Below are 19,596 nucleotides of genomic sequence, written 5' to 3' on the forward strand. Positions count from 1 at the left end.
TATGCACCAGGGCGCTCCCGCGTGGCGGAATCAGTGAAGGTTCCCGTACTTTTCGCGTCTCGAAACCGGGTGTTCCACGCGCTTGTGCACAATCAGGCAAGGGACAGGTCGTCTTCGGGGCGGTACCCGGTCCGGGATTCGGTGAACGGATGGCGCAACCGGTGGGCGAGAGCGGTGTGCCTGCGGCCCGAGGAGACGTTGCGGACCGCCTGGGCCAGCGCCCTGCGGGAGCCGACCAGGACGACCAGCTTCTTCGCCCTGGTGATCGCGGTGTAGAGCAGGTTGCGCTGCAGCATCATCCAGGCCGAGGTGGTCACGGGGACGACCACGGCGGGGTACTCGCTGCCCTGGGAGCGGTGCACGGTGATGGCGTAGGCGTGGGTGAGCTCGTCGAGTTCGGCGAAGTCGTAGCTGATCTCCTCGTCCTCGTCGGTGCGCACGGACACCTCCTGGGCCACCTGGTCGATCCCGGTGACCACGCCGAGGGTGCCGTTGAAGACCCCGTTCTCGCCCTTCTCGTAGTTGTTGCGGATCTGGGTGACCTTGTCGCCGACCCGGAAGACCCGACCGCCGAACCTGCGTTCGGGGGCGTGGTCGCCGGGCGGGGTCACCGCGGCCTGCAAAGCGGTGTTGAGGTTGGTCGCGCCGGCTGGACCGCCCTTCATCGGAGCGAGGACCTGGACGTCGCGGCGCGGGTCGAGGCCGAACTTGCGGGGGATGCGCCGGGCGACCACGTCCACGGTCATCTGGGCGGCGTCCTCGGCCTCGTCGCAGGGGAAGAGGAAGAAGTCGGTCATCCCCTCGAAGCGCGGCGGCTCCCCCTTGTTGATCCGGTGCGCGTTGGTGACCACTCCGGACTGCTGGGCCTGGCGGAACACGTGGGTCAGGCGCACGTCGGGGATGGGCGAGTGCTCGTCCAACAGGTCGCGCAGGACCTGCCCGGCACCCACGGACGGCAGCTGGTCGACATCGCCGACGAACAACAGGTGCGCACCGGGCGGGACCGCCTTGACCAGCTTGTTGGCCAGGATCAGGTCGAGCATGGAGGCCTCGTCGACCACCAGCAGGTCGCAGTCGAGCGGGTTGTCACGGTCGTAGCTGGCCTCGCCGCCGGGGCGGAGTTCGAGGAGGCGGTGCACGGTGGAGGCCTCGTACCCGGTGAGCTCGGTGAGGCGCTTGGCGGCGCGGCCGGTGGGTGCGGCCAGGATGACCTTGGCGTCCTTGACCCTGGCCATGGTGACGATGGAGGCGACGGTGAAGGACTTTCCGCAGCCGGGGCCGCCGGTGAGCACGCACACCTTCTGGGAAAGGGCCTGACGGACGGCGTCCTGCTGCGCCTCGGCCAGCGCGGAGCCGGTGCGCCGGTCGAGCCACTCCAGGGCCGCGGGCCAGTCCACGTCCGTGAAGGCGGGCAGGCGTTCCTCGGGTGTGTCCAACAGGGATCGCAGTCCGGAGGCCAGACCCATCTCCGCGCGGTGGAAGGGCAGCAGGTAGACCGCGCGGACCGGTTCATCCTCGGGCCCCGGCACGGTCTCGCGGGCCACCCCCTCCTCCGCGACCAGTTCGGCCAGGCACTCGATAACCAGCCCGGCCTCCACCTGGAGGATCTTCACCGCGGCGGAGATGAGCCGCTCCTCGGGCAGGTAGCAGTGGCCGTCGTTGCTGGACTCCGACAGCGTGAACTGGATGCCCGCCATGACCCGTTGGGGGCTGTCGTGCGGAATGCCCACCGCCTGGGCGATGGTGTCGGCGGTCTTGAAGCCGATCCCCCACACCTCCGAGGCCAGGCGGTAGGGCTCCTTCTGGACCACCTCGATCGAGGAATCCCCGTACTTCTTGTAGATGCGCACCGCCAACGAGGTGGTGACCTGGACCCCCTGGAGGAAGACCATGACCTCCTTGATGGCCTTCTGCTCCTCCCAGGCGTCCGCGATCAGCTTGGTGCGCTTGGGGCCCAGCCCGGGCACCTCGATCAGGCGATTGGGCTCCTCCTCGATGACCTCCAGGGCGTCTGTCCCGAAGTGCTCCACGATCCGCTCGGCCATCTTCGGCCCGATCCCCTTGATCAGCCCGGAGCCGAGGTAGCGCCGAATCCCCTGAACAGTGGCCGGCAGGACCGTCGTGTAGTCGTCCACGTGGAACTGACGGCCGTACTGGGGGTGCGAGCCCCAACGACCACGCAGCCGCAGCGCCTCGCCCGGCTGGACGCCCAACAGGGAGCCCACGACCGTGAGCAGGTCGCTACCGCCCCGGCCGGTGTCGACCTTGGCGACGGTGTACCCGGTCTCCTCGTTGGCGTAGGTGAGCCGTTCCAGGACCCCCTGGACCACCGCCTGTGAGGGAGCGGGCTTGGATGGGGTGGGCACGGTGTACCGCCTCTCAACCTTCCACTCCGGTGGGAACCTCCGGGGTGCCCTCCCCCAGAGGCGGGGAGCTCTCCCCCAGAACCGCCAGCACCCGCTCCCGGTCCGCCCGGCGCAGACTGCGAGCGACCAGGACATACGAGTGTCTGAGCATCTCCACCAGCTCATCGTCGGGCACACTGCCGTCCAGCAGCACCGAGTTCCAGTGTCGTTTGTTCATGTGCCAACCCGGCGTGACCGCCGGAAACTGCCCCCGCAGCTCCAAGGCGAGCTCCGGGTCGCACTTGAGGTTCACCGTGGCAGGGCCGTCCTCGGAAGCACGGGAGCCGCCAGAGCCACCGGTGAGCAGGGCGAACATCTTCTGCCCGGCCACCTTGTACACAAGGGGCCCCGGCCCGAAGGGTTCACTCTCCTCGGCCTCGGGAAACCACAGCGCCGCGTCGATGAACTCCTCCGGTGTCATGTCTCTCTCCAGTCCCCCTGCTACCCGGCCGGTGTCGGCTCCGCCAGTGCGAGCTTGCTCTACCGGTGCTGACTCGGCTCTGCCGATGCTGACTTCGACATTGCCAGAGGACACCGACCTTCGGGAGCCCGGGCCACCAACCTCCGGTCATGCGTGCCATCGGACACCCGGTGGCGAGGCTGGGGTTCAGCGATGTGGTGTTGGCTCGGGAAAGCCAGGGTGTCCGTAACCCGCGCCTGAGGCGGTCCGCTGCTTCCGAAACCCCCTCATCCCCGGTGATCTTGCTACCAGAAGCGAAATCGGCGCCGAACTTGCTTCTGGTAGCAAGATCATCTTCGGAAAAGGGGCAGAAATCGGGCTCGGGGGGCTGGCGGGTCGCGGTTGTGGTTCGCAGCCCGGCGTGACCGGCCGCGACACGCGGCCCGGTACGCGCGGGGGTGGGGAGAGGAGGGGCAGAGCGGACGGCACGGAGCAGCCAGGGGATCAGGTGGACGGGGTGTCCGTCGGGGAGCGTGAGTTGCGCGAGGGGATCCTCACGACCTTCGCGGTCCGATCCCGGCGAGGGGTCTGCGGATAGGATCCGGCACGTCCCTCCCCCACGGTCGGTTGGAGTTCCCATGAAGGCACGCGGTGTACGCAGACTCGCCCCGCTGGAGCCGGGGGACCCCCGGGAGATCGGCGGTCACCGGGTACGGGGGCGGGTGGGTTCGGGCGGCATGGGCACGGTCTACGCCGCCGATTCGCCCGGGGTGCACGGCTATCTCGCGGTCAAGGTGGTGCACCCGGCCCAGGCGCGCGACCACCGGTTCCGGGAGCGGTTCGCGCACGAGGCGCGGCTGCTCGCCAAGGTCAACAGCCCTTCGGTAGCCCGGTTCGTACGTGCGGACGTGGGAGCCGAGCTGCCGTGGATGATCACCGAGTACGTGCCCGGGCCCACCCTGCGCCACCACGTGGAGAGGTTCGGCCGGTTGCGCGGGGGCATGCTGCTCGGCGTGGCCGTGGGGGTGGCCGAGGCGCTGCGCGCGATCCACGCGGCCGGGGTGGTGCACCGCGACCTCAAGCCCAGCAACGTGGTGCTCTCGGGGCAGGGGCCGAAACTGTTGGACTTCGGGATCGCGCACGCGGTGGAGGATCCCGACCCCACGAAGTGGATCCGGTTGCGGCGGATGCGGCGGGCCTACCGGGACCTCAAGCTGCCCTCCCCGGACTCCCTGCCCGACGAGCGCCTCGCCCAGCAGCGCGACAAGCTCGGCACCCCGGGGTGGATCAGCCCCGAGCAGTACCAGCGCCAGCCCACCACGCAGAAGTCCGACGTGTTCCTGTGGGGTGCGACGGTCGCGTTCGCCTCGGCCGCGCACGACCCGTTCGGGACGGCCGCGCCCCAGGAGATGTCCCGGCGGGTGCAGTTCGAGGAGCCCGACCTCCAGCACCTGCCGAAGGGGTTGGAAAGGCTGGTGGCGGCGGCGATGAGCAAGGATCCCGACGACCGGCCCGGCACCACGGAGCTGCTCCGGGCCGTCCTGGCCCTGGAAGGCCCCGAGGGCGGGGTCCGCGCTCCGGCGGAACCGGTGACGGGCACCGGGACCCGGGCCGTGCGCGCCCTGTTGGAGCGCCAGTGGACCAAGGTCGCGGTGCGGGTGCCCCTGCCTCCGCGGGGGCGCGGCTAGGGCGTGTTCGGTGGACGCTGCCCGTCCGCGAGCGGAAAGAGGACTGCGCCGGAGGCGTCCGTTGAGGGTGGTGGCGGGCGACGGGCAACAGGCCACTGCGCCGGAGGCGTCCGTTGAGGGTGGTGGCGGGCGACGGGCAACAGGCCACTGCGCCGGAGGCGTCCGTTGAGGGTGGTGGCGGGCGACGGGCAACAGGCCACTGCGCCGGAGGCGTCCGTTGAGGGTGGTGGCGGGCGACGGGCAACAGGCCACTGCGCCGGAGGCGTCCGTTGAGGGTGGTGGCGGGCGACGGGCAACAGGCCACTGCGCCGGAGGCGTCCGTTGAGGGTGGTGGCGGGCGACGGGCAACAGGCCACTGCGCCGGAGGCGTCCGTTGAGGGTGGTGGCGGGCGACGGGTGGGCGGTGCTGGCGCAAGGCCGAGGAAGGAGTTCCCCTACTGTGCACTGCTACGCGAGCTCCGCAGCGTCGCACAGCGGGGCCCGCCCGGGTTTGGCTGTCGACTGACGAGAACGCGGCGACGGTGCCGCTGGGGCGACGCGCCGCAGGGCAAGTGTCCGCCGCACACGCCCTAGAGCAGACCGTAGTAGGCGCGGCTCTCCTTGGCCCACATGAAGCCCAGCATCGTGACGGCGAAGCCGAGCGGGACGATCATGAGGATCTCACCGCCGAGCAGACCCCACAGCAGGATGCCGCCGGCCACGCCCTGGAAGAGCATGGTGGCCCAGAAGACTCCCACCGTACGGTTGCGCAGGCGAGAGGCGATGAAGAAGGAGAGGGCGCCGTACAGCCCGGTCACCACGACCCCGAAGGCCATGAACGAGCGCATCATGTCGAGGTCGAAGGCCATGGCGACGCCCTGCTCGGCGGCCATCGCGGTCTGTTCGTCCAGCGCCGCCTGCATCTCCTCGGGAGAGGCGGACAGGCCCATGACGAAGAGCAGGGACATCAGGATCCCGCAGACACCGCCGATGTACATCAGGGTGCGCACGGTGGAGACCCGCTTGGGCATGGGGGCGTCAGGACGCAGCGCCTCGTAGTGCGGTGCGTTGAAGTCGGGCATCCCTCGCGGTGAGGGGACCCCGTTCTGTCCCGCGTTGGGGTCGTACGGGTCCTGGCCAGAGGGAAACACGAACGTCCTCCGAGGGAATCGAGCCGACTGTCCCCTCCATGGTAGGGGCGCGTGGTCGCGGCGGTGCGAGCCCGGGGGCGGATCCGACCGACGACACAGACCGAAAATCATTACTCAGGGCGACCGAAATACGCACACCGTAACCTTCGGCGACACGCGGAAGTTGGAAAACTGCCTGCACACGGGAGATTCTGCAAATCGTAACCCCCAGGCCCGTGCTCCAACACCTGTCCCCATCTAGGGTGAACAAACTCTGGCCCCTCACGCCTCAGAGCGGAAACCCCGCACGATCCCCCAAAGGAGTCACAGCAGACATGTCCAGACTCGTGCGCACATCTGGCGCACTGATCCTGACAAGCGCGCTGGTGGTGCCCTTCGCGCCGACGGCCAGCGCCTCCGCGCCCATGGACACCCCCGACGGCGACGCGGCCTTCACTCTCACCCTCCTGCACGGGAACGACCCCGAGTCCGCCCTCCTGCACGCCTCCGCCGATCCGGAATTCGGCGGAGCCGCGCGCTACACGACGCTGATCAACCAGTTGCGTGACGACGAGGCCGCGGGCACCGGCGCCGGTGACGACGAGTCCGACAACCGCGGTGTGGTCGCCGTCAACTCCGGTGACATGTACCTGCCCGGCCCGGAGCTCTCCGCCTCGCTGGAGGACGGCGCGCCCTTCTACGACGCGATCGCCACCTCCTACGCGGGCTACGACGCGATCTCCATGGGCAACCACGAGTTCGACTTCGGCCCCGAGTTCTACGCCGAATTCATCAGTGCGGTGCCCGAAGACGTCCCGTTCGTCGCCGCCAACGTGGACGTGTCCGGTGAGCCCGAACTGGCGGCGCTGGAGGCCGCGGGCCGGATCGCCCCGAGCACGGTCGTCGACGTCGAGGACGATGTGCGGGTCGGTATCGTCGGCGCGCTCTACCCCGCGCTCGCCACCATCTCGAGCCCGCGCAACGTCGTGCTGGACGAGGTCGTCGGCCCGGTCCAGGCCGAGGTGGACCGGCTGGCCGCCGACGGGGTCGACAAGATCATCATGATCTCCCACCTGCAGAACATCACCTACGAGGAGCGGGTCGCCCGGGAACTGACCGGAGTCGACGCCGTGGTCTCCGGCGGTGGCCACGAGGTGATGGCCAACCCGGAGGACGCCCTGGTCCCCGGTGACGAGGTGACCGTCCACCCGGGTACCGGCGCACCGCTGTCCTACCCGCTGTGGGTGGACGATGCCGAGGGCGCCGAGGTGCCCATCGTGACCGCGGGCTCCGACTACAAGTACGTCGGCCGCCTGGTCCTCAACTTCGACGCGAACGGCGACCTGGCCTCGGTCGGTGACCGCTCCGGCCCGGTCCGGGTCTCCGGCACCGGTGACGACGCCGTCGAGCCGCACCCCGAGGTCGAGGCGCAGGTGACCAAGCCGGTCGCCGACTACGTGAAGGAGCTCGGCAACACCGAGATCGCGCAGAGCGAGGTGGCCCTGGACGGCGGCCGGGACCCGGGGGTACGCACCCAGGAGACCAACCTGGGCAACCTGATGGCGGACTCCCTGCTCGACGCCGGTAAGCGCAACGCCGAGGAGTACGGCGTCACCGAGCCGCAGATCGGCATCCAGAACGGCGGAGGCATCCGCAACGACTCCCTGATCCCGGCCGGTCCGCTGTCGGCGCTGGACACCTACTCGATCGCCCCGTTCGCCAACCAGGTGGCCGTGGTCCCGGGCCTCCCGCGCAGCCAGGTCAAGGAACTCCTGGAGCGCGGTGTGGCCGCCACGCCCGCCGCCGACGGCGGCTTCATGCAGGTCGCCGGGGTCAACTTCGCCTACGACCCCGAGCGGACCGCCCAGGTGGTCACCGAGGACGGCGAGGTGACCACCCCCGGTGAGCGTGTGCGGCACGCGGTCCTGCACGACGGCACTGTGCTCGTCGAGGACGGCGAGGTCGTGGACGGTGACGCGATCACGATCGCGACCAACGACTTCTCCGCCCGCGGTGGAGACATGTACCCGTTCCGGGACGCCGACTTCACCGTGGTGGGCACGACCTACCAGGGCGCTCTGGAGCACTTCGTCACCGAAACCCTGATGGGTCAGATCACCGCCGCCGACTATCCCGAGGGCGGCTCCGGCCGCATCGTGATCGGTGAGGAAGCCACCACGCCCCCCGGTAACGGCGGCGGTGACGACGATGACGACGACAACGGCAGCGGCGGCGGTACACCCGACCCGACCGACAAGCCCACCGACAAGCCCACCGGCGACCCGGATGACAAGAAGCCGGGCGGCTCCGACGGCAAGGGGGACGGCAAGGACGACAAGGCCGGTTCCCTGCCGGTGACCGGTGGTGCCCTGGCTGGTCTGATCATCGCCGCGGTGGTCGCCACGGGTGCCGGCGGCAGCGCGCTCTACCTGAGCCGCAAGCGCAAGTCGGCCACGGACGTCGGCGAGCTCGACAGCTAGGTCCGCGGGCCTGACCGAACACGGCGGGCCCGTCCGAGCACACCTCGGACGGGCCCGCTTCGCTGTGTCTCAGCAGCGCGGCAAACCCTCGATCGGCTTCCAGGGCTCGTGCCCGCGGAAGGCCGTGGCGCTGACGAAGACGTCCTGGTTGCCGGTGTGGTCGTCGGTCAGCGCCCACCAGGTCGAGTAGCCCTCGCCGTCGGAGTGGGGCTCCCCCTCCACCTGGCAGAAGTAGTAGTGGCGCCCGGCCCACAGCCAGCCGCCAGTGGGATACCGGCTCTCCTGCGACCAGTAGGTCCGCGCGTCGCGCCAGGTGGAGTAGTAGTGGCGGTGTGAGAGACCGGCGACCCCGGCACGCCGCTCCTCGACCCTCTCCACCTTCTCGGCCCTCTCGGCCACGGCGTACTCGGCCGCTCCGGCGGCCGGTGCCGCGAAGGCGACTGGAAGAAGCACCACCAGCGCGGCCAGGGTGCCCAACCGCACGCCCGCACGCCGCCGGTCCTTGGATCCGTGTCGTTTCCCAGCCGTGTCGTCGCGCCTGGCCATCAGCACTCCTCGTATGCCCCGGACCGGGTTCGGGGTCCGAGATGTAGGGATAGGTCGGGTGGGGGCCGGGGTCCCGAGACCCGTCAACCACCACCAACACCCCCATTGTCACTCAGAGCAACAGAATGGGCACGCAATGACTCGGCATGCGACCAGGAGGCCCGTCAGCACTCGGTGAGGGACTCGGTGTCCGCGGCCATGTCGTCGCGCTCGGCCTGGTCCATGGAGCCGTCCTCGAACCAGATGAGCACGATGTGGCAGGCCTCCTGGACGTCCACCATCTCGTTGTCGTCCTCCTCCACCTGGGACCGCAGGCCCGCGACCACGATGGTGGCCGTGAACATGTTGTCGAAGGCGATGATCCGGGCGAGGTTGGTGTCCACGGCGCTGGTGCAGACGAAGACGTCATCGTCGCCGTCGCACAGGTCACCGGTGATGTCGATGCCCGCGTTGAGGTCGTAGTCACCGCTGAGCCCAGCCACCACTTCCTCCGCGGACAGCAGGTCCTCGGGCTCCTGCGTGGGGAGCTCGGTCGGCTCCTCGGTGGGATCGGGGCTGGGGAAGGGGTCCTCGGTCGGGCTCGGGAAATCCTCGGGCGGGGGAGACGGAGAAGGGGACTCGGTGGGCGAGGGTTCCGGTTCGGGCTCCTGGTCGGCCGCGAACCGGTCGGTGACCACGCCCCCGAGCGCGAGGCCGCCACCGAGGAACGAGGCACCGGCCAACACCGCGATGACGGCGAGCACCGCGACCATCCCGGTCCCGTACCTGCCGCCGGGCACGGATCCCGGCGGAGGGCCCGGTGGAGGTCCCGGCGGAGGGCCCGGTGGAGGTCCCGGCGGAGGGCCCGGTGGAGGTCCCGGCGGAGGGCCCTGCGTGGGAAAGCCGAATTCGCCTCCGCCGTAGGGCGGGGGGTTGGGGTTCACGTGCGAGCTCCTCTGTCTCCGGGAAGGTTCGTCTGAGGGGCACTCTCGCACCCTCACGTTCCAGCTTCCCAGTTTCACCAAGAACGTGCAAAGAAAAGGCCCATGGTGGCCATTTACACCATTTGACCGGTATGTGATTAGCGTATTTTCGGCCAACCTTGGGCCATCCGGCGCGCATAATAGGGAAATGCGCCACCCTGGACCTACGATCGGCTCCATGACCTGCGTTTTGCTGGCCGAAGACGATGTCTCGATCTCCGAGCCTCTCGCGCGCGCACTCCGACGCGAGGGTTACACGGTAGACGTGACCGTCAACGGCATTGAGACACTCGACCGCGCCCGTGCGGGAGACATCGACCTCATGGTCCTGGATCTCGGACTCCCCGAAATGGATGGCCTTGAGGTGGCACGTCGGCTCCGCGCCGAGGGTCACGGAACGCCGATCCTGATCCTGACCGCCCGAGCGGACGAGGTCGACACTGTCGTCGGCCTCGACGCCGGTGCCGACGACTACGTGACCAAACCCTTCAGACTCGCCGAACTCCTGGCCCGTGTCCGTGCGCTCCTGCGCCGCGGTGGGGCCGAGGTCCCGGTGGTCCACGGGGTCCGGATCGACAACGACTCGCGCCGCGCCTGGCTGGGCGAGCGCGAACTCCAGCTGACCACCAAGGAGTTCGACCTGCTGCGCGTGCTCGTACGCGACGCGGGAAAGGTGGTCACCAGGGAACAGATCATGCGGGAGGTGTGGGACACCAACTGGTGGGGGTCGACCAAGACCCTGGACATGCACATCTCGTGGCTGCGCCGCAAGCTGGGGGACGACGCCAACCAGCCTTCCTACATCACGACCGTCCGGGGCGTTGGGTTCCGGTTCGAACGAGACTGACACGACCTTGGGTTCGACGCGCTTGCCGGTCGACCGCCCCGGGGGTCGGACGGACGTGAGGTGACATGCGCAGGCGGATGGTTTTCTCCACCCTGGTGGTGACCGTCATCGCCGTCATGCTGCTCGGGCTGCCCCTGGGTGCGCTCACCTACAAACTGGTGCACGACGAGGCCAGTCGGCAGCTTGAGGGCGAAGCCGAGCTGATCGGTGTCGAGAGCGACAACATGCTCGAGCGCCACGGTGAGATCGACCTGGCGGGGTTCGACCGGGAGCACCCGGACCGGTTCGTGCTCATCACGCCCGCGGACGGGCCGGCGGTGACCGCGGGCGACCCTGCCCTGAACCCGGAGTCCGCGGACTCCCCGCCGCTGATCAAAGCGTCCATCACCACCAGCGAGCTCACCCGGGTCGAGGTGTGGAGCAGCAGCGAGGACGTGCAGGAGAGCGTGGTCCGGGCCTGGCTGGGGATCGCCTCGCTGTCCCTGCTCGCGATCGGGGTCGCCGTGGGTCTGTCGATGTTCCAGGCCCGCAGACTCACCCTGCCGCTGGTGGACCTCGCGGCCACCGCCGAACGCCTCGGTTCCGGGGTGACCACACCGTGGGGCCATCGCTACGGCATCCCAGAGGCCGACCGCGTCGCCGAGGTGCTGGACCGCAGCGCCGAACGCATCGCCGGCCTCATCGCCACCGAACGCCACTTCGCCACCGACGCCTCACACCAGCTGCGCACCCCGCTGACCGCGCTCACCATGCGGTTGGAGGAGATCATCGCCGAGGCCAACAACCCCGAGGTGGTCCGTGAGGAGGGCGAGGCGGCCCTGGCCCAGACCGAACGGCTCGTCGAGACCGTCGAAAGCCTGCTCGGCCGCGCCCGCAAGAGCCAGAACCCCGAGGTGGAGCCGGTGGAGCTCGACCCGGTCCTCAACCACCTCCAGGAGGAGTGGTCCCCGGTCTTCCACCAGGAACAGCGCAGGCTCCTGGTGACCGGTGACCCGGGACTGACCGCCATGACCGTTCCCACCGACCTCGCCCAGATACTGGCCACCCTGGTGGAGAACGCCTACAAGCACGGCGCGGGGACCGTGACCATTCGCCGCCTCGACACCGGCCAGTCCGTGCGCATAGAGGTCAGCGACGAGGGCGAGGGCGTCCCCGAGCACCTGTCCGGGCGGATCTTCGAGCGCGAGGTCAGCGGGGGCGGCGGCACCGGCCTGGGGCTGGCCCTGGCCCGCCACATCGCCGAGTCCGAGGGCGCCCGCGTCGAGCTCGTGCAGACCAGGCCGACCACTTTCGCCCTGTTCCTGCCCGCCGGAGCGGGCGGGCTGTCGAAAATGACCGGCCCGGTCTAGGTTGACGCCGAGGCGTTCGCCGGGCCACCGGCCCGACCGCACGGCCCCCTCCCCTCGCGGACTGCACACGCCTGACACGCACTTGACCCGCTGCGGAAGCCGGAGTGCGTATCTTCGAGTTCAGAGCGTGTTACGCCGACACCAGCGAGAGCATCCGCGGAACACTCCCGGGGACACCCGCATCCAGGGGGACGTATGTCCGGATCCGAGCCCGTTGGCCCGCTGCCGGGTCCCGGCGACCTGATCGACGGCCTGCGCCGTGCGATGGCTGCCGTGGAGGCGCATGCCGGTGGTGTCTACCTCTGGGACGCGGAGTCCTCCGCGCTGCGCATGGCCGTCCTCGTCGGCATGCCGCCCGACCTCCTGCACGCCTGGCACACGGTCAGCCCCGACGCCGCTCTGCCCGTAACCGACGCGATCCGCACGGGCGGCCTGGTCTGGGTTCCCGCCAGTGCCGGGCTCGCCCGCAGCTACCCGAGGATCGCGCTGGTGCTGCCCTACGACGTCTCCATCGGCTCCTACCCGATCGGTGACCGGGACGCGGTCCACGGCGCGCTGTTCGTCATCGGGCGCTCCAGGCAGAACCCGGAGGTCCCCGAGGAGGGGGTGCGCGAGCTGGACAGCGCCGCCCGGGAACTCGCGAGGGTGCTGGAACGCTCGCGCGATCTGGGAGCCCCGATCGTTCCCCCGAAAACCCCGATCATCCCGGACCCGCCGCACAGCTCCCGCACTCCCGTAGCCGGTTTCACCGAGATGGTGGAACGCCTACCCCAGGGGCTTTGCGCGCTCGATACCAACGGACGCTTCACCGTGGTCTCGGAGACCGCCTCCGAGCTCCTGGAGGCGCCGAGCGGGGCACTGGTGGGACGGACTCCGTGGGCCGCGCTGCCGTGGCTGAACGACCCCGCCTACGAGGACCGCTACCGGGCGACCGTGTTCAGCCGGGTGCCCTCGAACTTCGTGGCGCTGCACCCCCCGGACCGCTGGCTTTCCTTCCGCCTGTACCCCGACGACACGGGGGTCACCGTCGCCATCACCCCGACGGAGGTCGACTGGACGGACGCCGGGACGGAGAGCGAGGAGGACGCGCCCCGCTCCCCCACCAGGACGGGCTTCCTCTACCACGTGCTGCACTTGGCCTCGGCGCTCACGGAGGCCGCCGGTGTGACCGACGTGGTACGGATCGTCGCCGAAGAGATCATGCCGACCTTCGGCGCCTCGGCCCTGGCCCTGTTCGGGCACGACCAGCGGCGTCAGCGGCTGCTCCTGCTCGGACAGCGGGGGTTCGACCCGGACTTCCTGGAGCTCCTGAACGAGAGCACCTCCCGTACCCGCGCCCCCGTCGCGCGGACCACCGTCACCGGGGTGCCGGGCTTCTTCCGGTCCGCCGACAACCTCCGCTCCGCCTACCCCGACCCGGGCGTCCATATCCAGGACGGATTGGAGGGCTGGGCCTTCCTCCCGCTGGTCACCTCGGGTCGGACGGCGGGCACGTGTGTGCTCGCCTTCACCGACCAGCACACGTTCTCCGTGCAGGAGAGAGGCGTCCTCACCGCTCTGGGCGGCCTGATCGCCCAGGCACTGGAGCGGGCCCGCCTGTACGACTTCAAGCTCGGCCTGGCACACGGGCTCCAGGACGCGCTGCTCCCCCGGTGGACCCCACAAGTGCGCGGACTCTCCGTGGCGACCCGGTACCTGCCCGGGACCGACGGTATGGACATCGGCGGCGACTTCTACGACCTCATACCCCTGGGCGGGAACACGGGCGCGGCCATCGGCGACGTCCAGGGGCACAACGTCTCGGCCGCGGCGCTCATGGGGCAGCTCCGCACCGCCCTGCTGGCCTACGCCACGACTTCGGACGGGGGGCCCGGCGCTGTGCTGCGACGGGTGAACCAGCTCCTGTGCCTGATGGAGTCGGAACTGTTCGCCTCCTGCCTGTACCTGTGCCTGGACCCCGCGACGGGCAGGGTGAGCATGGCCAATGCCGGGCACCCCTCCCCGATCCTGGCCGATGAGTCCGGGGGGCGTGTCCTGCCCGCTCCGGAGGGCCTCCTGCTCGGCATCGACGCGGAGGCCGACTACTCCGAGAGCGAGTTCACCCTCCACCCGGGGGCCACGCTGGCGCTGTACACCGACGGGCTGGTCGAAAGCCCCGGTGTGGACCTGGAGAGGGCCCAGCAAGACCTCGCCGACCGGCTCGCGGAAGCGTCCCGCAGACCGATCGACGAGGTCGTCGACGAGTTGACCCGGGCAGCGCTCTCAGAAACGCACCGCCGCGACGACATCGCGCTCATGGTGCTGCGCACCGAGACCTGGGAGACGGCTCCCGCGCGTCCGCGGACGCCGCCCCGGGACAGCCGCTAACCCCCAGCGCCGGCGTGAGCGGTGGAACCCCGCCCGGCCGGAACCCCGCCTCGGACCACCAGGTCGCTCCACAGGCCGCGCACCCGCTCCAGGCCGTACACCGAGGTCACCTCGGCGCGGGCCCGATCGCTCTCCTCAGCGAACCGACCCTCCGAGACCGTGGCGTGGATCGCCTCGGCCATCACGACCGGGTCGTCGTGGATCCAGTGCGGGTCGTAGATGGTGTCCGACCCGGGCCACGGCAGCAGCGCGGGGACGCCGCCGGATGCCGCACACTCGGCGGGTGCCAGGTGGAAGGACTCGTCGTCGCTGGTGGAGAGCACGAACCCCACCCGGCGCAGCCAGGTGGCCACGTCCGGGCCGAAGCCGTCGAAGATCACCCCGGAGGCCAGCTGTTCGTCACGCTGGATGCGCCGGTAGACCCGCTCGAAGTAGGCGCGCTCCTCGGGTCGGTTCCAGATCCACCAGTACTCCCACGGCTGTTTGGTCTTGACCGACAGCGTGTAGCGCGGGTCCATCCGGCGCAGTTCCGAGAGCACGTCCAGGCCGCGGTCCAGACGTTTGCGCGAAGGCGCGATGCCGATCATGCCCAGCGAGTACTCGGCCCCGGCGAGCTTGGGCCGGTCGAGCTGGCGGTCGTCCACCCAGTTGGGCAGGACCACGACCTTGTCGGCGGGCCAGCCGGTGAGTTCGCGGGTGAGGTCGGCGTAGTGCGGGCTCACGCACACCACCGCGTCGACCTTGCCGATGTCCAGTCGGCGCGGCCACTCGGCGTACAGCTCGAAGCGGTGCAGGCGGACGATCAGCCGCTGGTCGGGGCGCTTCCACTTGGCGTAGAACAGGGCGTTGGGCCCGCACCACTCGCAGATGACGACGTCGGCCCAGCCGGCGAGCTCCCGGGACCGGTACTGGTCGTGGGTGCTCAGCCCCTCCCACTCGTCGATGCGCACGTCGAGGCCGGGCAGGGAGTCCAGGTACTCGGCCAGGCGGGTGAAGAACTTGAGGTCGTGGCCGGCGATGACCACCTTGAGCGGCCGTTCGGGGTCGGCGCCCGCGGGAGCGGCCGGGATCGTCTCGGCCAGGTAGCCGCGCAGGCGTTCGGCGGCCCGCTCCAGGGTGTGCTCGGCCGCGGCCGCCCGGCAGCGCTCGGCGGCCTCCGCGTACACGGCGCGGTCGTGGTAGGCGCGGGCGATCACCGCGGCCACCGAGGCGGTGTCCTCACCGGCGAAGAGCGGGTAGTCCGCGCCGAGCAGCGCCTCGTGCATCGGGGTGCGGTTGAGCACCACCGGCAGGCCGAGGGCGCCCAGTTCCAGGACCTTGGTGGACAGCTCCAGGCTGGCGTCCATGTCGGGGTCGCGCCAGGACAGTCCGAAGTCGCATTCGGCGGACTGGCGGAGCGCGTCGGCCCGGGCCATACCGCCGCGCCAGTCCACGTTCGGGGTGCTCTCCAGGGCCTTGCGCATGCGCTTGGCCCAGTCGGCGGGTTCGGCGTGGATCTTGTCGCCGATCATCACCAGTTCGGAGTCGACTCCGAGGCGGGAGAGCTCCTCGGGGAGCCCGGTCATCTCCAGGGTGTTCCAGCGGGGCGCGAACTTGCCGGTGTAAGCCAGCCGGGTACGGGCGTGGGTCTGGCCGTCGGCGGTGACGCCCTCGGGCACCGCGGCGACCGGCGGGAAGAGCACCGAACGGCCGCAGGCGGCGGGCACCGTCGACTCCAGGAACGCGCGCAGCTCCTCGGTCTGGCAGAGCACGAACCGGGAGGCCAGAGCGATGTCGGTGAGTTCGGCGGCGGCCGTGGCGGTGAGTTCTCCGACGCTGTGCGGGAAGTCGGTGAGGTAGGTCCACAGGCGGCCGGCCAGGGCCTCCTCCTGGGCGGCCAGTCCCGCCAGGCGGCGGCCCCGCACGACCACGAGGTCGAAGGGTTTGCGGGCGTGCAGCCTGCCCATGAGCTCCACGGCCTGCTCGGGCGTGAGCCCGCGCGGACCGAGGTCGGACAGCATCTTGTCCTCGTAGGGACGGACCAGCCGAACCCCGGGGGTCTCGGTGAGGGGCGCCGTGAGCCGGTCGGTGCGCACCTGGGCCTTGAGCAGCAGGGTGACCTCGCATCCGGCCGCGGCCAGGGCCTGCGCCATCGACTGCGCCCAGATCGCCGAGCCGTCGATGATGTTCAGGTCCACGTCCCCGTACAAGAGTGCGCGCGGAGGAGGTGTGCTCACGTTCTTCCCTTCGGATGCTGATGGGTGGCCCACGGAGGACTTTCGGGAGGGCGACGGATGGCTGTTCACCCGACCGCACCCGTCGAGGCGTCGGCGTGGGCGGGGCCCTCGTTGTCGCCGTCTGCCCCGGTCCCGTGGTCGGGGCCCAGGGCCAGCAGGCGGGTGCCGCGCCGGTTCCACTCCGCCGGGGGCCAGCCGCGCCGCAGCAGCTCGGTGCGGGCGAGTTCAGGGGTGACCGAGGTGACGAAGACATACTGCCGTCCCCCCGTGTCCCGGTCGAAGAAGCCCCGCTCGCCCGCCCCGGCCAGTGCCGCGCCGCCGGCCGCCGCGCTGTCCGCGCCTTCGGGGGTGTCCGGGGTGCCGACGGCGTCGGCATCCGAGCACTCGGCGGCGCAGGCGAGGTCGGCGAGCCGGTGGCGGCCGACCGGCCCAGACCACAGGTGTGACCAGGGCGAAGTGGCGCGTTCGGCCAGGGCCGCCCAGTGCTGCGGCGGGAAGCCGCCCACCTGGGAACGGGTCTGGTCCCGGGTGAGTTCCTCCGGGGTGTCGGGCGCGGTGGAGCGGACCGTGCGCACGGTCAGTCCCTCGGCGCGCAGGCGCTGGACACCGGGCATCCGGGCGGCGGTGTCGGGCACGACCAGTTCGGCCGGGCGCAGCCGGGAGCCCAGAAGGTCCTCGGCCAGGCGTTCGGCGTCGGCCTCGGAGGCCGGGTCGGCCAGGACCGCGACGCCGCGGCCGCTCAACGGGAGTTCGGTGCCGGGGGTGCCCGCCGCGAAGTCGAGGCCGTGCAGGAGCGCGGCCAGGCGGACCGGGGCGGCCTCGTCGAGGAACACCTGCCGGAGCATGGCGCGCACCTCGCGGGGGGTGGGCTGCTCCGCGCGCAGCCGGGGCACGCTGACGGCGAGGTCCTCGGTGTCGGGCTGGGGCACGGCCGGGTGCGTGATGACCCGGGTGCCGCAGGCCCAGGCCCGGCGGCGCAGGCGCAGGTCGCCGTGGCCGGACTCGGGGATCACGGCGACGTTGGCGGCGCGCAGGGCGTCGGGCAGGCCCGGGGAGTCGGCGTCGACCACGCCCACGCCGAGGTCCTGGAGGACGTCGGGGACCGGCTGGTCGGGTGCGGTGCGCACGAAGACCGCCTCGGGCCCGCAGACGAGTTCGGCGGCAACGGGGTTGAACAGGTGCAGCGGCACCCCGGCGTCACCCTTGTGCACGCGGTCGAAGCCGAGCTGGCGCAGGGCGGGCGGGGCGGGCGCGTCGTCGAGCAGGACCGTGGGGATGCCGCGGGCGGCCGCGGACTCCAGGACCCAGTGCAGAGCGCGGGTGCGGTCGACGGCGGCGGGGTCGCCCGCGTGCGCCCAGGGCGACCCGGGCGCGGCCGCCGAGGAGGACACCAGGAGCAGGTCGACGTCGACGGCGTCCATGACGATCTGGGCGTCGTGCGGGCGCAGCGGCACAGAGCGCAGGTAGGGGTCGACGGCCTTCGCCACGGCCGGGCCGAGGACGGTGGCGACGACCAGCAGGTCCTCACGGCCACCGCTGAGCCCGGTGAGGAGGCGGGCCTCCTGGCGTTCGGCGTCGAAGGAGCGGACGGGTTCGACCCGGCGGCGTGCGGTGTGGTTGGTGCTGCCGCTGCGCCGCCAGAGCCGGTAGAGGTCGCGCGGGAGCTTGACCAGGGAGCGGCCGGGGCGCTTGGCGGCGGCGGTGAGCGCACGGCCCACCTGGAGTGATGTGGAACCCTCGAGCGAGGCCAGGCGGGCCTGGGCTTCCTGGAGCTGGGCCTCGCGCTCGGCAAGGGCTTGCCGAAGCTGTTCGGTCTGGCTCTGTTCACGCCGTTTCACGGTCTGCCACCTTGTGCTCGGTTCGGAAAACCTCGGGTCGGGGCACCGCTGTGCCCGTCGGTCGGTCCAGGTGCCCGGGGGCGCCCGCGCGGAGGGGGTTCGGGACCTCGAACACGCCGGTCACCGGGACCACCGGGTGAGGACGGAGGCGATGCGTTCCCCGGAACGGCCGTCCCACAGCGGCGGTACGTCGCCGATCCGCTCTCCGGTGTGGCCGTCCAGGACCTTGGTGAGGGTCGGCAGGAGGTCGGCCTCGGTAACCAGCTGGTTTGTGCCGTGGGTGATGGTGACCGGGCGTTCGGTGTTGGGGCGCAGGGTAAGGCAGGGGACCCCGAGGATGGTGGTCTCCTCCTGGACGCCGCCGGAGTCGGTGACCACGGCGGCGGCGCCGCGGGTGAGCGCGACGAAGTCGAGGTAACCGAGCGGTTCGAGCAGGCGCACCCTCGGGTGGCCCCCCAGTCCGGCGGCGTCGAAGGCGGCCTTGCCGCGCGGGTGCACGGGCATGACGACGTAGGTGAGGTCGGCGATCTCGTGCAGGCGCTCGGTGAGGCGGGCGACGTTGGCGGGGTCGTCGACGTTCGCGGGCCGGTGCAGGGTGGCCGCCACGTAGCGTTCGGGCAGGTCGAGGCGGGCGCGCAGGGCGTCGGCGTCGAAGCGGTCGAGGTTGCCCAGGAGGGTGTCGATCATCGGGTTGCCGACGAGGTGGACGCGGTCCGGGGAGACGCCCTCCGCGGCCAGGTGGCCGACGGCCTCGGGGCTGGTCGCGAACAGCACGTCGCTGAGCTGGTCGGTGACGCGCCGGTTGACCTCCTCCGGCATGGTGTTGTCGAAGGAGCGCAGGCCCGCCTCGACGTGCGCGACGGGGATGCCGAGCTTGGCGGCGACCAGAGCGGCGGCGATGGTGGAGTTCACGTCGCCGTAGACCACGACCATGCCGGGGGTGTTGGCGGTGAACTCCTTCTCCAGACCGACCATGAGGGCGGCGGTCTGGGCGGCGTGCGAGCCCGAGCCGACGCCGAGGTCGACGTCGGGGGTGGGCAGGCCGAGGTCGCGGAAGAAGACGGCGGACATGCGGTCGTCGTAGTGCTGACCGGTGTGCAGGACCGTCTGGTGCGCGCCCCGCCCGCGCAGGGCGGCCACGACCGGCGCGGCCTTCACGAAGTTGGGGCGGGCCCCGACCACGTGGACGATCCCGGTGTCCTGGCTGCCAAGAGGGGCACTCGTTGCCACGGCTGCTTCCTTCTGCTTCTGGTGGGGTGACTGCTGTGCTGGTGTGGGTCGGATGACGGCTGGGCGGGTCGGGGCCGGTCATGGGGCACACGGGTCAGGTGACGGAGTTCCTTGCCCCAGCCGTTCCGTCCGTGTCGCCGTGGTGTCACCACCTGGCCA

13 protein-coding genes are annotated in these 19,596 nt (G+C 70.8%); 5 read left to right on the forward strand and 8 right to left on the reverse strand.

All coding sequences use genetic code 11. From position 1 onward, the window contains the following. Positions 1-92: 92 nt before the first annotated feature. Together recD2 and NE857_RS28740 are read right to left on the reverse strand one after the other, a co-directional pair. Positions 93-2,366 (reverse strand): SF1B family DNA helicase RecD2, encoded by a 2,274-nt coding sequence (gene recD2, locus NE857_RS28735; protein ID WP_254418458.1) that lies wholly within the window; start codon positions 2,364-2,366, stop codon positions 93-95. A 13-nt stretch (positions 2,367-2,379) separates the two neighbouring features. Further along, positions 2,380-2,826, reverse strand: coding sequence for an MmcQ/YjbR family DNA-binding protein (locus NE857_RS28740; protein ID WP_254418459.1), 447 nt, complete (start codon positions 2,824-2,826; stop codon positions 2,380-2,382). Between the two features lie 617 nt (positions 2,827-3,443). On the opposite strand from NE857_RS28740, the gene NE857_RS28745 reads away from it, so the two are divergent. Beyond that, a complete protein-coding gene (locus tag NE857_RS28745; RefSeq protein WP_254418460.1) occupies positions 3,444-4,493 on the forward strand; it encodes a serine/threonine-protein kinase in 1,050 nt (349 codons plus the stop codon). A 569-nt stretch (positions 4,494-5,062) separates the two neighbouring features. On the opposite strand, the gene NE857_RS28750 is transcribed toward NE857_RS28745, so the two are convergent. Continuing rightward, the gene (locus NE857_RS28750; protein WP_254418461.1) at positions 5,063-5,554 is read right to left on the reverse strand and encodes a hypothetical protein; all 492 of its coding nucleotides are present in this window, start codon (positions 5,552-5,554) and stop codon (positions 5,063-5,065) included. Between the two features lie 383 nt (positions 5,555-5,937). On the opposite strand from NE857_RS28750, the gene NE857_RS28755 reads away from it, so the two are divergent. Beyond that, a complete protein-coding gene (locus NE857_RS28755; protein WP_254418462.1) occupies positions 5,938-8,082 on the forward strand; it encodes a bifunctional metallophosphatase/5'-nucleotidase in 2,145 nt (714 codons plus the stop codon). A 69-nt stretch (positions 8,083-8,151) separates the two neighbouring features. On the opposite strand, the gene NE857_RS28760 is transcribed toward NE857_RS28755, so the two are convergent. Both NE857_RS28760 and NE857_RS28765 read right to left on the reverse strand, forming a co-directional pair. Next, positions 8,152-8,628 carry a hypothetical protein gene (locus NE857_RS28760; RefSeq protein ID WP_254418463.1) on the reverse strand — a complete coding sequence of 159 codons (477 nt, stop codon included), beginning with the start codon at positions 8,626-8,628 and terminating at the stop codon, positions 8,152-8,154. Between the two features lie 164 nt (positions 8,629-8,792). Continuing rightward, positions 8,793-9,407, reverse strand: a complete 615-nt coding sequence (locus NE857_RS28765; protein ID WP_254418464.1) for a hypothetical protein — start codon at positions 9,405-9,407, stop codon at positions 8,793-8,795. Positions 9,408-9,768: 361 nt separating this feature from the next. Between NE857_RS28765 and NE857_RS28770 the strand changes: the two genes are divergently transcribed. The 3 genes from NE857_RS28770 (at position 9,769) to NE857_RS28780 (ending at position 14,153) form a co-directional block, all read left to right on the forward strand. Further along, the gene (locus tag NE857_RS28770) at positions 9,769-10,437 is read left to right on the forward strand and encodes a response regulator transcription factor (RefSeq protein ID WP_017570862.1); all 669 of its coding nucleotides are present in this window, start codon (positions 9,769-9,771) and stop codon (positions 10,435-10,437) included. Positions 10,438-10,502: 65 nt separating this feature from the next. Then, positions 10,503-11,786 (forward strand): sensor histidine kinase, encoded by a 1,284-nt coding sequence (locus NE857_RS28775; protein ID WP_254418465.1) that lies wholly within the window; start codon positions 10,503-10,505, stop codon positions 11,784-11,786. A 195-nt stretch (positions 11,787-11,981) separates the two neighbouring features. Continuing rightward, complete coding sequence (locus tag NE857_RS28780) at positions 11,982-14,153, forward strand: SpoIIE family protein phosphatase (protein ID WP_254418466.1); 2,172 nt, start codon at positions 11,982-11,984, stop codon at positions 14,151-14,153. Here the strand turns inward: NE857_RS28780 and NE857_RS28785 are convergent. From NE857_RS28785 to wecB, 3 genes are all read right to left on the reverse strand, one after another. Then, positions 14,150-16,342, reverse strand: a complete 2,193-nt coding sequence (locus tag NE857_RS28785; protein WP_254422126.1) for a glycosyltransferase — start codon at positions 16,340-16,342, stop codon at positions 14,150-14,152. The two genes, NE857_RS28780 and NE857_RS28785, sit on opposite strands and share 4 nt — an antisense overlap. A gap of 92 nt (positions 16,343-16,434) precedes the next feature. Further along, positions 16,435-18,207, reverse strand: coding sequence for a hypothetical protein (locus NE857_RS28790; protein ID WP_254418467.1), 1,773 nt, complete (start codon positions 18,205-18,207; stop codon positions 16,435-16,437). A 120-nt stretch (positions 18,208-18,327) separates the two neighbouring features. Next, on the reverse strand, positions 18,328-19,437 hold the full coding sequence (wecB, locus tag NE857_RS28795; RefSeq protein WP_254418468.1) for a non-hydrolyzing UDP-N-acetylglucosamine 2-epimerase: 1,110 nt from the start codon (positions 19,435-19,437) through the stop codon (positions 18,328-18,330). Positions 19,438-19,596: the final 159 nt, after the last annotated feature.

Source organism: Nocardiopsis exhalans, assembly GCF_024134545.1.
GTDB lineage: Bacteria > Actinomycetota > Actinomycetes > Streptosporangiales > Streptosporangiaceae > Nocardiopsis > Nocardiopsis exhalans.

Excerpts from the sequence above, each read along its gene's own strand:
- NE857_RS28775 (WP_254418465.1), top strand. The coding sequence starts at position 10,503 with ATGCGCAGGCGGATGGTTTTCTCCACCCTGGTGGTGACCGTCATCGCC.
- NE857_RS28745 (WP_254418460.1), top strand. The coding sequence starts at position 3,444 with ATGAAGGCACGCGGTGTACGCAGACTCGCCCCGCTGGAGCCGGGGGAC.
- NE857_RS28760 (WP_254418463.1), bottom strand. The coding sequence starts at position 8,628 with ATGGCCAGGCGCGACGACACGGCTGGGAAACGACACGGATCCAAGGAC.
- NE857_RS28780 (WP_254418466.1), top strand. The coding sequence starts at position 11,982 with ATGTCCGGATCCGAGCCCGTTGGCCCGCTGCCGGGTCCCGGCGACCTG.
- NE857_RS28770 (WP_017570862.1), top strand. The coding sequence starts at position 9,769 with ATGACCTGCGTTTTGCTGGCCGAAGACGATGTCTCGATCTCCGAGCCT.
- NE857_RS28750 (WP_254418461.1), bottom strand. The coding sequence starts at position 5,554 with ATGCCCGACTTCAACGCACCGCACTACGAGGCGCTGCGTCCTGACGCC.
- NE857_RS28740 (WP_254418459.1), bottom strand. The coding sequence starts at position 2,826 with ATGACACCGGAGGAGTTCATCGACGCGGCGCTGTGGTTTCCCGAGGCC.
- NE857_RS28755 (WP_254418462.1), top strand. The coding sequence starts at position 5,938 with ATGTCCAGACTCGTGCGCACATCTGGCGCACTGATCCTGACAAGCGCG.